This window comes from Sphingobacterium sp. UBA3519 (assembly GCF_002377215.1).
In the GTDB taxonomy this organism is placed as follows: domain Bacteria; phylum Bacteroidota; class Bacteroidia; order Sphingobacteriales; family Sphingobacteriaceae; genus Sphingobacterium; species Sphingobacterium multivorum.
Window position 1 is genome coordinate 37,376 of sequence record NZ_DFPI01000017.1, and the last position, 15,024, is coordinate 52,399.

General features: G+C 42.2%; 11 protein-coding genes. 9 read left to right on the top strand and 2 right to left on the bottom strand.

The features are described from left to right. Positions 1-1,038 precede the first annotated feature (1,038 nt). Together B3297_RS07280 and B3297_RS07285 are read left to right on the top strand one after the other, a co-directional pair. Positions 1,039-2,346 carry a hypothetical protein gene (locus B3297_RS07280; protein ID WP_286778696.1) on the top strand — a complete coding sequence of 436 codons (1,308 nt, stop codon included), beginning with the start codon at positions 1,039-1,041 and terminating at the stop codon, positions 2,344-2,346. Between the two features lie 312 nt (positions 2,347-2,658). Then, the gene (locus tag B3297_RS07285; protein WP_286778697.1) at positions 2,659-3,126 is read left to right on the top strand and encodes an immunoglobulin-like domain-containing protein; all 468 of its coding nucleotides are present in this window, start codon (positions 2,659-2,661) and stop codon (positions 3,124-3,126) included. A gap of 156 nt (positions 3,127-3,282) precedes the next feature. Here the strand turns inward: B3297_RS07285 and B3297_RS07290 are convergent, their stop codons facing one another. Further along, positions 3,283-3,984: a hypothetical protein gene (locus tag B3297_RS07290; RefSeq protein WP_286778698.1), complete on the bottom strand. Its 702-nt coding sequence runs from the start codon at positions 3,982-3,984 to the stop codon at positions 3,283-3,285. 143 nt (positions 3,985-4,127) lie between these two features. On the opposite strand from B3297_RS07290, the gene B3297_RS07295 reads away from it, so the two are divergent. The 7 genes from B3297_RS07295 to B3297_RS07325 all read left to right on the top strand — a co-directional run bounded on the left by B3297_RS07295 (position 4,128) and on the right by B3297_RS07325 (position 13,476). Then, the gene (locus B3297_RS07295) at positions 4,128-4,787 is read left to right on the top strand and encodes a TetR/AcrR family transcriptional regulator (protein ID WP_286778699.1); all 660 of its coding nucleotides are present in this window, start codon (positions 4,128-4,130) and stop codon (positions 4,785-4,787) included. A 487-nt stretch (positions 4,788-5,274) separates the two neighbouring features. Beyond that, positions 5,275-5,817: an RNA polymerase sigma factor gene (locus B3297_RS07300; protein ID WP_286778700.1), complete on the top strand. Its 543-nt coding sequence runs from the start codon at positions 5,275-5,277 to the stop codon at positions 5,815-5,817. 173 nt (positions 5,818-5,990) lie between these two features. After that, complete coding sequence (locus B3297_RS07305) at positions 5,991-7,109, top strand: FecR family protein (protein ID WP_286778701.1); 1,119 nt, start codon at positions 5,991-5,993, stop codon at positions 7,107-7,109. A 201-nt stretch (positions 7,110-7,310) separates the two neighbouring features. Then, positions 7,311-10,805, top strand: a complete 3,495-nt coding sequence (locus B3297_RS07310) for a SusC/RagA family TonB-linked outer membrane protein (RefSeq protein ID WP_286778702.1) — start codon at positions 7,311-7,313, stop codon at positions 10,803-10,805. A 10-nt stretch (positions 10,806-10,815) separates the two neighbouring features. Beyond that, the gene (locus B3297_RS07315; RefSeq protein WP_286778703.1) at positions 10,816-12,210 is read left to right on the top strand and encodes a RagB/SusD family nutrient uptake outer membrane protein; all 1,395 of its coding nucleotides are present in this window, start codon (positions 10,816-10,818) and stop codon (positions 12,208-12,210) included. Between the two features lie 155 nt (positions 12,211-12,365). After that, the gene (locus tag B3297_RS07320; protein WP_286778704.1) at positions 12,366-13,058 is read left to right on the top strand and encodes a TlpA family protein disulfide reductase; all 693 of its coding nucleotides are present in this window, start codon (positions 12,366-12,368) and stop codon (positions 13,056-13,058) included. A gap of 7 nt (positions 13,059-13,065) precedes the next feature. Continuing rightward, positions 13,066-13,476 (top strand): carboxypeptidase-like regulatory domain-containing protein, encoded by a 411-nt coding sequence (locus B3297_RS07325; protein WP_286778705.1) that lies wholly within the window; start codon positions 13,066-13,068, stop codon positions 13,474-13,476. A gap of 952 nt (positions 13,477-14,428) precedes the next feature. Here B3297_RS07325 and B3297_RS07330 read toward each other — a convergent pair. Further along, on the bottom strand, positions 14,429-14,863 hold the full coding sequence (locus B3297_RS07330; protein ID WP_286778706.1) for a hypothetical protein: 435 nt from the start codon (positions 14,861-14,863) through the stop codon (positions 14,429-14,431). Positions 14,864-15,024 lie beyond the last annotated feature (161 nt).

A 15,024-nucleotide genomic window follows, 5' to 3' on the forward strand; every position in this document is an offset into this window, starting at 1 on the left:
CTTCCTGGAAGAACCTGAAGAACCCCTCGACCATGACAACCGTAAACACGACCGGCTGGGGAGCGGAGAACATTATCTCGGTCTCTTCAAGGGCCTCGAGCTCCATGAGCAGCATGTGGCCGCCAAAGAATTCAGACTCTTGAAGGGACATGCTGTACCCGACGTCCCGGACAGTCGTCCAGGGGAGCCCACGGATTGGGTAATTGCAGAAGCCGGGCTGATCCATTACATCTTTTTGCATGATTGCCGTTTCTGAATAGTGGATAACGATGGGATTTTTCATGCGTATTTTCCTTTCTCCCCGGAAAAAGCCTGGATTTCCCGAAGCGTTAAATCCTATAATATACAGAATCCAGAAATGTCCAACAAATTTTCTCGACCAACTGGCGTTTTACCCATATGAAATACAGTTTTTGCTCGACATTTTCATTTTGCGGGTTCGCTTATGACTCCCTGGGTATCCAAAGGTGGACATAATGCTTCATATGATGCAATTTTTTTGGTATATTGTGGTAGGTCCCGCTGCGGACAGTGAAGGTCAATATCAATTCCCTGAACAAAGTAGTTGGTATTGGATGTGTCGGCGGATAATCGAATTATATTAGATATGACGACATGAATAGCAGGATAAGATACGCCAGATCCATTTTTGTAGATCTAGGGGAAAAACCCATCCTTCCCCCCTTTGCTCTCGGTCCAGACCATATGACTGTAAGTGAAGACTATCTGGTCGCTGAGTCTGTCCTGAGATCCGACAACTGTCTCATAGAGATACTTTCCGCATGCGACTCATTTTGCCATTTCCGCTTTTCCAGGTATATCGTCCACAAAGAGGTCAAGCTCTTTTCCGTGCCCAACAGGCCTGTACTGACCCTGAATATCCAGTTTGCCGGAAATATTGACTTCCGGTTCGGGGAATACCAGACCGGAAGGAGTCGGGAGGGCGAATGCCAGCTGTTCTGGCAGGGGGACCAGACCCTAGTACAGCTCCTTCTTCCGGGAGAATACTGTATGCTGGACATCTTCTATGACGATGCGATGGTACCCGGCCTAAAAATCGACGGAAAAAAAATCCATTTTTGGAAGGCCGGTCTGCCGGACACGCCGGTATCGACTGACTTCCATAGCGCCAGATTGACAGAGGAGACCAAAGTTCATGTAAGGGACATCGCTGAGAGAATCCGATCCCACTCTTTTTCGGGAGACGAATTCTTTCTCGCCTGTATGAGCCTGTTGACTTATTACTTTAAGGGGAAAAAGAAAAAGAGCCGGCCATCGATCGAAAGGATGATCTATACTTTTCCGTTTAACCGTTTTGAGAAGGAAAGTTACCCCAGATCTCAAGAGTATTATTATAAAATACACCTTGAAAAGATGAGGGGCCTGGACAGGTCAAGACTAGAAGAAAGGTTCCAGTACCTACGGGGCAAGGTCGTCCCAAAACTCGATCATTTCGACTGGGCAGCCTCGATGATCCACACCATTCTGGATCCTTATCTGTTACGACCGGAACCTGAACAAAGGGATACACTGCTTGACTTTCATTATGGCTCCGCCAAACTGTTAGCTGACAGAATTAATTCCGAACCCATGTCAGCGAAAGACCGGGACTGGGTGCGCCTGTGCATATTTGCCCTGATCTCCTCTGCTTTTGAACTGGCCGAACCAACTGAATCCCAGACTGATTTTCTCCAGTCTTTCGGACTTTTGGGATATAAACAGGGCATGTCCGACATGATCTATCAGGAATTGATGAAGGATCGTGAAGGAGCTCTGGAATCACCCGAATATTCAAAACCCAACATCCTTTGTCATTCCGCTTCCTCGAAGACCGATCGCATCAGGGAAGCAACGGTCTGTCCGATCAGATCAGTTGATACGGTAAGCGTCTATACCCGTTTATGTCAAGGACTGGAAAAATATTCCTTGCTGTTCCGCAAAGGGTGGGCTAAGATACAGTGCGAAATAAACCGAGCCTATATCGAAGATGACCACCATGAGCTCCTCCTGCTGGAAATACGTTATCTGTCCAAACTTCCGGGGTATCTGAACCGGATCGATACCGAAACGCTCTGCTGGTACCAGATCGTGCTGAAGGCAGAACTCAATGAATTGAGGAGCGCCAATCGGGATATTGTACGTCTTCCGGGCTATCCGCTGCTCCGGTTACATGAACTTATCGAACAATCGCAGTTATCGAAATTTATGGGTTTCCACCCCAGGGCCGCTACAATAGACCAGGTACTTGAAAATATCAAGTGCGTACGTGACTGGGTCCTTTTGTCCGGAAATAGGGATCTCCTGTATTCATTCTGTGGGATGGTGAGCAGGTCCTATTGGAATTGATATGGAAAAGAGGCGCAACTGTACGCATACCATCAATCGGCTGTTTGGTACGGAAAGGCGGGCTTTAAAGAGCTGGAATTCATCATGGTCCCTCAACCGAGTCAATTTCTTTCACCACAAAGGACAAAACCTGTGAATGGCCAATTATTTACAATTTTCAACGCTATTTTTCACCAAACGGAGTTTCACCACGGAAATGATATATCTATATGATGTTATTAGTTTATCGGACAAGGCTTATGGACAATGCAGCTTTTCATCTTTATCTTTCTTATTTTTATAGTTTTTAAAAAAGTCACACATAATAGACAGATGCGATATTTTATCCTACTTACAATTTCGGCAATTCTCTTATTGGCTTGTAATCAGACCAAACGTGAAGAAAACCGAACAGTCAGAAAAGAACAGATAAATGTCATTGAGGATAAATCTGTAGCATTATCCGTTGAACCAGACATTTTTATGCTTTCTGATATCCCCGATACCATAATGGTGAAAATAACAAATAATACCAATGATACTATCTCAACGGGATTACATTATCGGATTGAATGTTATGAAAACGACAAATGGAAAGAGGTATCACCAAAGGATATTCTCTTTCACGACCTAGGCTGGCGACTAAAACCTACGGAAAGCGAAAATTTTGAAAAGAAATTATTTAAAGACAAAATCAATTATAAAACAGGCAAATACAGGATCGTAAAATACTATCTAAAGTCCGACTATCAAAAGACAAAGAAAACCTATAATATTTACGGATATTTTGAGATCAAGTAGTAAAGTTACTATTGACAGGCAGGATAAAAAATAAAGTACCTACTAATACCGTTAGAATAGCTATTTTCTATCCTTTTCATTGATATATTGTCGCCCATATGACATATTCAATAGTCTAGAGTAAGAGGGCGAAGTTCTTGCACCCCGAACCGTTTTTTATCTGGTTACGGCAACAACAGGTTTTCCGTCCTCACATTGCGCTGGTAGCGTCTCAAAAACACTCTCGAAACGAAGATCTCCCCCACAGTTGGGCTTCTCAAGCTGAAACTTCCGTACCATCATCTGATTGTATATATCCACTTTCGAGATTATTTCCTCATTTCGGATAGTTTTATGCACGGGTACAGCTTCTAGCTTGCAATCCGAAAAAATATATCGACCGATCCACTGCTTTGGGTCAGTGCAGGAAGCATCCTTGTAAAAATTAACTATTTCTTTGTACCTCACGGGTATTTCTGTATTGATTTCTTCAATAGAGAGGTCTTTGACATACAAAAGTTTTGGCTTGCCATTTTCACAGACCTTCCTTAATGGATGGCTAGGTAACATTGGTGTTGAACCTCCGATCCAGCCTTCCCTAGCTCCCGCCAGACTCCTTTCTCTTTCAAGCTCTTCCAATTGGACATGAAGATTGTCAAAGGCAACCTTGATTGAAGGATGGACCAGATAATATCCTCCCTTTTTTACTATTTCAAAATCTCCAGCGTCTGTGCAAGGAACGGACTGAACCAATCTGTTTATTTCTTCGAGCTTTTCATTAACCTGATTGTTCCAGTATTCAAAAGTTTTAGGTTCTGATTTGGAACAGCCGAGAAATAATGTAAATATGCAGAGATACAGCAGGTTTATCTTTTTCATGTTCGATTACAATTGATCTATATTAGGGTTAAAAATAGAAATAAAAATCATATTTTCCCTTATGTAAGAAAATTTTATTGTTTAAGGTTCTTCGACTGGAATTAAAACGCTATATTACTACTCACTTCTAACAAAATACTGAAATGGACAGCAGGCATAAACGGAAGACATACAGTGGCGAAAAGAACGACAAGGAAAGAACAATGGGGAAATTGATCCTTTCTGTAGGCAAAGTCCTAGGGGAAAAAGGCTATACCGGACTGACAATTGCCAATATCTCCAAAGCGGCAGGTGTTGACCGCAGACTCATCCATCTCTATTTTGGTTCGTTGGACAACCTGATCGAGACATATATCAAGGGCAAGGACTATTGGATCTCTGCTTCGGTGGGAGCTGTGGATTTTTTTGCTGGGTCTCCGCAGAATGGATCACAGAACTTTCTGGAATCGCTGCTCATGAACCAGTTTGACGAACTACGGAGAAATATTGAGATGCAGAGAATGGTCGCCTGGCAAATATGTGAACGATCCGAAATGGTATCCCAGATTGTTCAGGAACGGGAAAAGCTGAGTACCATTTTCTTTGCATTTGCCGACAAGGAGCTTCAGGGAAATGAGGTGGACCTTCGTGCTATTTCAGGACTACTGGTATCAGCCATAAATTATATCACGCTACATTCGGTAAACACGGATAGTACGATCTGTGAAATTGATGTTTCAAAAAAAGAAGGAATGGACAGGATCAAGGCTGCCATACGACAGATTTTGGATTGGGCCTATAGATCCAATAGTAACCAGAGGTAAAAGCGTTATATTAGTATTAATGAAAAACAACTTTATTTTTCTCGGTCTGAATGTGCAAATAATTTGTCATTATTAACAAGTTAAAATGACCCCATGAAAAGATCATGACGTTTTGTTAAATCGATCTATTTTATTAGCCTCCCATGAATAAAAAGAACATAAAAAACTCCTGCTGGTTATGAAAGACCGAACAGGAGCCATTATAAATCTAGATTATGAAAGAAAGCATTTTAGACGTCAAATGGTTTCATTGAAAGGATTTCTCTCATTCTCAAAGCATAAATCAATATACAAAAAATTGAATAAACTTTAGTCAACCTGATAAGTCGGCCAATTAATGACCAAATTTTAATTGCAGCTTTAGTTCCTCAATTTTTAGCAATACATCTTCATAGGTTTTAATTTATTCTTTTTGCTATCTTTATTGTAGTACATTTAACCGAATAATATATTAATGGTTTATAGTCAACTGAAAGATACAGAATTAATGGAATTGGTAAAGCAGGATGATGAATCGGCCTTCCGGGAAATCTATAGACGTTTCCATGATTTTTTGTATACGTATGCCTTCCGGCTAACCGGTGGGAATGATGAAGAAAGCCAAGATATCGTACAGACCATATTTTTGAACCTTTGGGAAAAAAGAAGTACATTAGATATCTCGGGTAAAATGTTCAATTATCTCAATCAAAGTGTACGCTATGGCTTCCTGAATCAGCAACGAAATAGGACCAATCTTACCACCTATAAAACGGATCTCCTACATTACATCCACGAAGGTAGGACCCAGACCGATGATTATATTTTCGAGAAAGAACTAGTCGAGCGCTTGCGCAAACTTGCTCAGGACATTCCGGGAAAAGGTGGAGATATTTTCCTATTATATTATTTTGACAATTACAGTCATGCCGAGATCGCCAGTACAATGGGTATTTCTGAGAAGACTGTTAAAAATCTGCTATCCAAATCCACCAAAGATTTGCGCTTAAAAATAGGCCTCAGCCTCAGCATGTTTTTATTGCTGTCCTAAAAACAACTGATTGCTAGTTACTTTCTCTTGCTTTCCTTGGGCCGAAAACAGTCAATTTGAGCATTATCTTTTGTCTCGAATCCCATTCTTGGATCTTTTTTCAAAAAGATCGGGATTTTAGGGACACTTGTGTTTCTATATAGTAGGAATGCACTAAAGCGATATCCCAAATTATGGAAAAAGATAAACTCAATCGGCTTATCGGAAGCTATATTGATGGAACCTGTTCGGACAAGGAACGAAAGACTGTCGAAGATCACTTTTTACAATATCTTACGAAGGAAGAAGCTACTCCTTCACAGGAACAGCTTGACCGCTCTTTCCACAGTATCTATAAGAAATTGCGACCAATGATGAGCCAAGGCCAGCCAAAAGCCATGAAGTCGCTAATGAAAAGTATGCTGCCTTATGCAGCAGCTGTTGTTCTACTGCTTGGAATAGGTTCGCTTTATTTTCTTAATAACAAGCAAAATCCATCTTCGAAGTCTCCTACAGCATCTATTTCTGAGCCGGTGCTTCCCGGAGGAAATAGGGCAACCCTACTAATAGATGGCGGCAAATCAATCGACTTGGATGATAAAAAGGAAGGTATAGTTATGCAGGATGGAAAGATTAGGTATACCGATGGTAGTCAGTTGGCGGGCGGGAATTCCGATATTGCGTCAAAGCAATATACCGTACTGACTCCTAAGGGAGGAACCTATCAATTGCGTCTTCCGGATGGCACAAATATCTGGCTGAATGCGGACTCACGCATTAGCTATGCAGCAGATTTGGCAAGGACAGACACAAGAGAAGTACGACTCGAGGGAGAAGCTTATTTTGAGGTGGCCAAAGATCTCCGCCGGCCATTTGTCTTGACCACGGCACGGGAACAGATAAGGGTGCTTGGGACCCAATTTAATGTGAATTCTTACAGCGATGAAACAACAGGGCGCACCACGCTTGTGGAAGGTTCGGTAGGCATTAATGGCAATACAATTCTCATGCCCGGCCAGCAGGCAATAGTAGATCGGTACGGCAAAATACGTCTGGCAACCGTCAATGTGAGCAAAGTAGTTGCGTGGAAAAATGGCAAGTTCGTCTTTGAGTCGGAACCGCTAGAAAGCGTCATGAAAAAAATAGGTCGCTGGTATAATGTGGAACCCATCTATAAAGGAACAGTTTCAGAGAGGACCTTTAGCGGTACCCTGAGCCGTTTTGAGGATATCCAAAAGCTTTTGGATAAAATCTCGTATACTAGTGATGTCCGCTTTAAACTAGAAGGAAGGAGGGTGATTGTTATGCCGTAAAACTTACAAAAAACGGTAACGGTTATACAAAGAGAAGCGGGAATGATTCGACCCTACTCCCGCTCCATGTCCGGTCCGTTATCTTAATCAATCTTGTAACAGAATTAAATTAATCATTAACCAAACAGCGTAAATTTAATGAATTATTACCAGATTTTTAGTGGGCGAGTATATCTGCCCATTTCCAAACAATTATGCCGTATGATGAAGTTAGTAGCTTTTTTCATGACCTGCTGCCTATTGCAGGTTAGTGGCCTGACCATCGCTCAGGTGACTATCCATGTCAAAAACGCTCCTTTGCGAACTGTTCTGGAACAGATCAGCTCCCAAAGCGGACGTGACCTGATCTACGTGGATCAAGACCTGCTAATGGCTAGCCCAATCAGTCTGGAATTACGAAACGTACCCCTTGAGATAGCACTAAAACGGGTGTTCGAGCGACAGCCGCTACAATATGAGCTTTCTGACGGAACCATCATGATCAAGCGAAAAAAAACTGATCCTCTCCCAGAAGGATCGTCGCACACGGAACCCGTTGCACAGCAATTGATCAAAGGTAAGGTAGTGAATGAAAAAGGCGAACCCCTCGAAGGAGCGACAATTGTTGCTTTGGAAAGTAAGGGACAACGTACCTCGACGCAAACCTTAGCAGATGCGAATGGAAATTTTGAATTGATCAATGTTTCCGAAGGGACTACGCTGGAAATTTCTTATGTAGGATACCAATCCAGAACAGTGAAAGCTCAATTTCAGATGGGAAGTATTATTCTTTCTTTGTATACTTCTGAGATGGAGGAGGTACAGGTCGTAAATACCGGATTCTACAGTATTCCAAAAGAAAGGGCCACGGGATCTTTTACAATCGTTGACAATGAACTTTTAAACCGCTCTGTGGGAGCGAACATCCTTGAAAGGCTTGACGGCGTTGCCTCAGGGGTTCAGTTTGTCACACCGAACGGAACAAAACCTTCGGACATCCGTGTGCGTGGGCTAGCCACCATTCAATCAGACGCAAGTCCTTTGATCGTGGTGGATAATTTTCCCTATGATGGAGATATAACTTCTATCAATCCAAATGATATCGAAAATATTACCATTTTGAAAGATGGGGCTTCGGCATCAATATGGGGAGCAAGGGCAGGAAATGGTGTGATCGTCATTACAACCAAAAAGGGAACGTATAATCAGAAAGGGCAATTAGCTATCAATAGCAATCTGACCCTCGGAGACAAACCTGATCTGCTTTATGGCCGCAACCGTCTCCCGTCGTCCACAGTAATGGAAATCGAAAAGGAAAAATACAAAAACGGCGGGTACTATCTCCAGAGTGCACAGCAGATCCCCTTTCCTGAATATGTAGAAATGCTTATAGCACTTGAAAATGGTTCATTAAGCCCCGAGGAATTCACAAGGAGGGAAGCTGTTCTGCGAAGCACCGAGGTACGCAATGAGGCAATGAAATATCTTTACCAACCATCTTTATACCAACAATACGCCCTGAATGCCCGTGGTGGTGGCGACCGTTTTACCTATTATGTTTCAGGCGGGTATGATAAAAACCGGAACAATGAAATCGGGTCAGACAATGATCGGGTGAATTTTAATCTACAGAACACTTTTAAACCCATTAAGACATTGGAACTGTCAACATCGCTCTGGTACAGTAAGCAGGGAAGCAGAAACAATCAGGTGAGCTTAAATGACCTAAAAGGGAATTCAACTCATGTGGACCTATCCCCGTATATCCGGTTGACGGACGAAAAAGGTGCCCCGCTACCCATTATCAAAAACCACAGACAGCCCTATGTAGGACAAGCAGAAGAAAACGGCCTGTTGGACTGGAGGTATATACCCTTGGAAGAGCGTGGACTCATGGACAAGCGCAGTTATCGTGATGAACTCCGTGCCAATATCGGAGTCAGATATAACTTTTTAAAATATTTCGACCTGAGTGCTACTTATCAATATATAAGAGGGAATTCGGGCAGTACGGCGCTATATGATAAGGATAGCTATTACGTGCGGAATTTGGTCAATTACTTTACACAGCCAAATGGCACCCGAATTATTCCTTATGGCGGGATATTTCAGGATTTAGCCCGTATTCATTCCAGAAGCCACTCCACAAGGGCGCAGCTAAACTATACACAACGTTTCAATCAGGACAATGATATAAATGCTTTGGCAGGGGCAGAAATTAGGGAACAGGTTGAAAACACCGATCCGGGATTCACACTGTATAATTATGATCCCGAATTGATGATCGGAGACAATAATTATAATTATACTGAAAATTATCAGACACGGCCCAGTGGGCGGTCAAGACTGATGGCTCCGCCTTCGGCAAGGCAACAGCTTATTGACCGGTATCTTTCCTATTTTGGAAATATAAGCTATACTTATAAAAACAGGTATATCCTTTCTGGCTCCCTGCGATGGGATGGCTCTAACCTGTTTGGCGTAAAGACGAATCAAAAAGGTACCCCTCTTTGGTCCACGGGTGCCAGTTGGGACCTGACAAAAGAAAGCTGGTTCCAACTTCCTTCGGTTGACTATATGCGTTTGAGGGCTACTTATGGTGTCGCCGGTAATATAAACAAGAATGTCAGTGCCCTACCTACCATCAGCCATTCGGCAAATGACCCAAATACAGGGCTTCCGGTAGCGATTGTCCGGAGTATCGGTAATCCATCGTTGCGATGGGAACAGGTAATGACCCTGAATTTTGGTATGGATATGCGGTTACTCGATAGCCGTTTTTCGGGCAGTATCGACTTTTATATAAAAAATGCCACCGATCTGATAGGGGCCAATATTCTTCCGACAAGTGTGGGAATTTATCCGGGAAGCAGTGCGGAAAACTCTAACCTGATGAACTATGCTGATCTTAAAACCAAAGGGATTGATATTCAGCTCAACAGCCAAAACATCCGTGGGGAATTTAGCTGGAACAGCACCCTTCTATTCAACTTCGTTCAAAATAATGTTACAGGATACTCTGCAAATACAAATATTGCCCTATATAATTATCTTCTGGAACCTTCTGTACCTGTCAAGGGAAAAAGCAAGGATATCTTATATGCGTTACCAAAATATTCACTCGATCCTGACGACGGTACTGTGCAAATGTTTATTGATGGACAACGTGTGCGGGATGGAATAGATTATTATAACAGTTTATCCCTTTCGGATTTAAGAAATGCAGGAGTTACGGTGCCGATAATATATGGCTCTTTGAGAAATGAGTTTAAATGGAAAAGCATGAGCCTGTCTTTCCTGATTGCGTGGAAATTGGGGCATGTATTCAGGCGTTCGACCACTGTACCCGGCGGTGAATACAGACAGCAGTATCATATGGATTACCTGAACAGATGGAAGAGTCCCGGAGACGAACGATGGACAGATATTCCCGCTACATCAGCTGACCCCAGCGATAATCTGTACAGCATGTTTGAACAGTATGAAAATTTCGTGACCAGAGGGGCGCATTTCCGTTTACAGGATATAAGCTTTTCCTATGATCTTCCTGCTGGCATACTTCCGGGACAGATGTTTAAGAATATCCAGTTCTACGCTTATGCCCGCAATCTTGGAATTTTATGGAAAGCGAATAAATATGGTTTAGACCCTGATTATCCAAATGCGGATTATGTCGCACCGAAGAGTTTTTCTCTTGGACTTAAGTTGAATTTATAAAAATCGAATAATGAAGAATTTGAGAAAATATCTGATAATTTGCCTTGTCATTACTTTGGCAAGCTGCGGAAAGGATTTTTTGGATAAAAAACGGACTTCCAATCAGGTGGTGCCAAAGACAGCCAAAGATTATTTGGCAATTCTGGGCAGAAATATTATGTATACGACCTCTACCGATCTGGCTTATCTGGGAGCCGACGAATATTATGTCAAAAATGGGGCTGACCTTACAGCGGGATCGCAATACACACCGATTCATCAATTTGCCTATCTTTGGAAGGACAATGCTTACGGCAATGAACGAAATCTGAGGGATTGGGATCTGGGGTATGAGCGGATTATGATTGCCAATCTTGCGCTTGATGTCGAATCGGCCAGTATTGGAGCAGATGGGCAAAGGGACATAGATAGGGTAAAGGTCAGTGCACGTTTCCATCGGGCTTGGAATTTTTACCAATTGGCACAGGTATTCTGTAAGCCATATCAGGAAGCGACTGCTGATAAAGAACCCGGGCTGCCACTACGTTTGGATTATGATGTTTCCATCAAATACGGCCGTTCGACATTGAAACAGGTTTACGAACAGATCCTGAAAGATCTGACTGAGGCGGAAAAAGTGCCGATACAAGACGACGATAACCCTTACATGCCCGGAATAACGGCGGTGCAGGCCCTATTGGCACGGGTCTATCTCGGGCAGGGAAATTTTGGTATGGCGCTAAAATACGCCGATATTGTCCTAAAAAAGAAAAACACGCTTGTCGATTTTAATAAATTGACAGGCACGATCTCAAACCTTGGAAGTAGCTATTTCGACGTTTACGGCAAAAACAATCCTGCCATCATCTTTTATTCTGTTGAAACCGTCGGGGGCGTTATCGGGGCGACCCGAAGAAATGCAGATACATTGTTTATAGAGTCCATTGAGCCGGAGGATCTGCGAAAAAAGGTGTACTTTTTTACACGGCCTGACAATACAAAAGCATACACTGGGTCTTATAGCGGTAAGGGAGCGATAGAAGCGTTTACAGGTTTAAGTGTGGAAGAAATGCTCCTGATCCGGGCGGAATGCTACGCCCGTACGGGATCTCCACAATTAGCTCTGGATGATATCAACTTTTTGCGAAAGAATAGGTTTGACCAAAGTTCTTATAGGGTTATAGGACTTGCAGAGATTGATGATCTACTGTTGTATATACTCAAAGAACGGCACAAGGAGCTTTTTATGAGGGGAAGGCGTTGGGAAGATGCACGGAGGCTAAATCTCGAAGGAAAGTATCCTGTAACGTTTTCAAGAGTATTGGACGGTGTACAATATTCATTGAAACCGAATGATAAGAAATGGACTTGGCCAATTCCGCAATCGGAGATTGAAGCGAATGGGATAGAGCAGAATGAGAGATAGAAATGGATAGATTATCCTTCTCGCTCCGATATATTCTTCAATATAAACAGACTAGATTATACTATATTATGCAAATAATAATAAAAGCTATTATAAAAACGCATCTTTACAGAGGAAACAACCTCTTAAAGACGCTAACGACAATTTTCGTTTCTATGTTTAGTTTATGCTCTGCACAGTCCGTGGAAACACGGGCTGACAGAGGATCTATGCTTAGGATCACCAGGGAGAATGTCCCTTATCTTGTAGATATAAAAAATGCAGATGATAAACGGGAGACGATTCTTTATTTTCACCCAGATGCGAATATAAAAAAGTATCCCCTGTTTGTATATAAACCAAATGTGGAAAAGATTGACCCTATCAGTATTGAGAATAAAATTCCTGATGATATACTGGATCTTCCTATCCGCATCGTTAATGATCCCCAGGGGAGAGATAGCATAACAATACGGGAGCTTTCCAAAGACAAAATATTGGTGCTCGATTTTTGGGCACGGTGGTGTTCTCCCTGTATAAAAGCGATGGACAAATGGGAGGACCTGCAACCAGAATATGATAAACAAGTGCTTGCTGTAGGAATGATGTTAGACTGGGACTTTATGGCTGAACTGATGATTAAAGAAAAGGGATGGTCAATGCCCCAATTGGTTGGTCCAGAGGTTTGGTTATTGAACGCTTATTTCTGTGGCAGATCAGTAACGGGGCCATCAGCTTGGGTCAGGAATAATGTCTTTATCGGCATTCCCGATACCAAAGCAGATACCAAAAGCTTAGTTGATAGATTGATAGCTGGCGATATATCAACGATACCGCAAGAGCTAAGGTTAAAATCGGATATTAGATAAGGGGGATATGAAAAAAGCGATTATAATTTTGATGTCCCTTATGTTGGTTGTTAAGGTAAGAGCACAGATCTCTGGTCACGTTTATGACGACAGTGGAAAACCACTTTCAGGAGTTACCATAAGTCTCAAGCACCATGTTAAATCCGTACAGTCAGATGAAAATGGGCGCTTTGATCTTGGCAATGTTCCCCTCCCTGATTCTTTAGTGGCCCGTTATATGGGTTTTGGGGTATATAAAGAGCTCCTGAGTTCACCTAAGACAAGATTGAAAATTATCATGGAAAGACGTCAGCAATCTTTTGGTGAAGTTGAAATAGTACATACAGGTTTTTATCAGGCCTCAAAGGAACACGCAAATCGTCAACCATTTCACTCAGATCAATATGCGCATCATCCCATATGGAGGCGTATTCCGTGAACTGTCGCCAACTTTCTCACGGAGCCACTCAGTGCGGCTTTAGCTAAACTATTCGCAGAAATTTAGCGAAGAACATGAGATAATCATGGGGAATGAAAAATAAATGTTCGGTTTTGAACACAAGATGTTCGGAATCGTACTATTAATATAGGATAATAAAGATTAACAGGCTCTCCCTTAGGTAGTAGACTGAATGGCGTAGTATTTGGCATTGATCAGATACCTAGATCTCCAATTGGTACATGAAAAAAAATTGTCGGGATTTCGGGAATCTATTTTGAACTAAGGGCCTGATCTATATTTTAGAAAAAGGCTCTTAGCTCTATAAATTTAGACCTGTTCTATAATGCCTTTGGGACCTGTATATCTTAGTGCAATAAACTGATCGGATCAGGGTGTGAAGGCTTTTCTCAGTTGTGGACAGACCAATATATATCGGACGTAGAGGCTTGCCTCGCTGCGCTCGTCCGCCACAACGTCCGATGTCTTCCAACAGGCTGTTTCGTACCTCACAGCCAGTTGGGGAGTTTTCCCCACGCTCATTTTCGGCCTGCGGGACCCCACCACATGCTTCCTTCGCCGTTCCCGCTTTTGGCTGTTTACGATGAATTTCCACGTGTCAATCTGAGCTTTCTCCTTTGCCCTTTTCATCGTGTCCAGCTACAACACTACCAAAAGAAAAAACGAAAAAAACAGCCTTTTTACCAATGGAATAAGATAACGAAGCGCAAAATCATTAAGGGACGCTCTGTAAGGAACAAGTTGGGCTGTTATGCGTGCCCAGTGTTCCCCAAAACACATGCTGAGATTGCGAAAAAAAGGTGTTTGTCAACCGCATAAAGAAAAAGAAGAAACGCAAAAGGTGTCAAAGATAACAACAGCTTTCGTGACGATCAACGAACCGAATTAACATCCTGGTCATTTGGATTTAAGCCGGTGTGCCAAAGAAGTGCTAAATCAGATGGGACTTAAGGAATTCAATTAGGGATTCGTAGTGTTTTGCCTCTTTAGTTACACCATTATCATCATAGTAAATACCTTCGTTGTTCAGGATTTTATGGATTTTTTGTTTGAGGTTGGCTTGTATATAAATCCGAGTACCTTTTCCTTGGCTGTCACGTATCAATAGATTGTATTCGAGAATATCTACTTCTAACTTTGAAAATGCCTTACGGTCATCCTTAACGATTTTACACTGTATTAGCCCAGAATCTTTATCAGCCGAAAGGACAAAATAATCGCTCGACAGAAGAAGATGTAAAACGTTCTCAAAGGTTGTATCTTGATTGACCGAGGGTAGGTCTATAACATAGTTTTTGTTCGTTTGGGCATGGGAAATTCCCAATCCAATAAAAAGGATAAATAATAGTAATCTTAATTCTTTCATGCTTTATGATATTAAGAAGCTGGTGCTACCAACTCGATCAAATAAATATAGTAAAATATTTGTTTAGATTATAGAAATCGTAACCACCGCATGATTCTACCGTAGATCCCATTTTCGGGCATTTACGGGAAAAATTGACGCCTTTCGGCCGTCCCTTATAC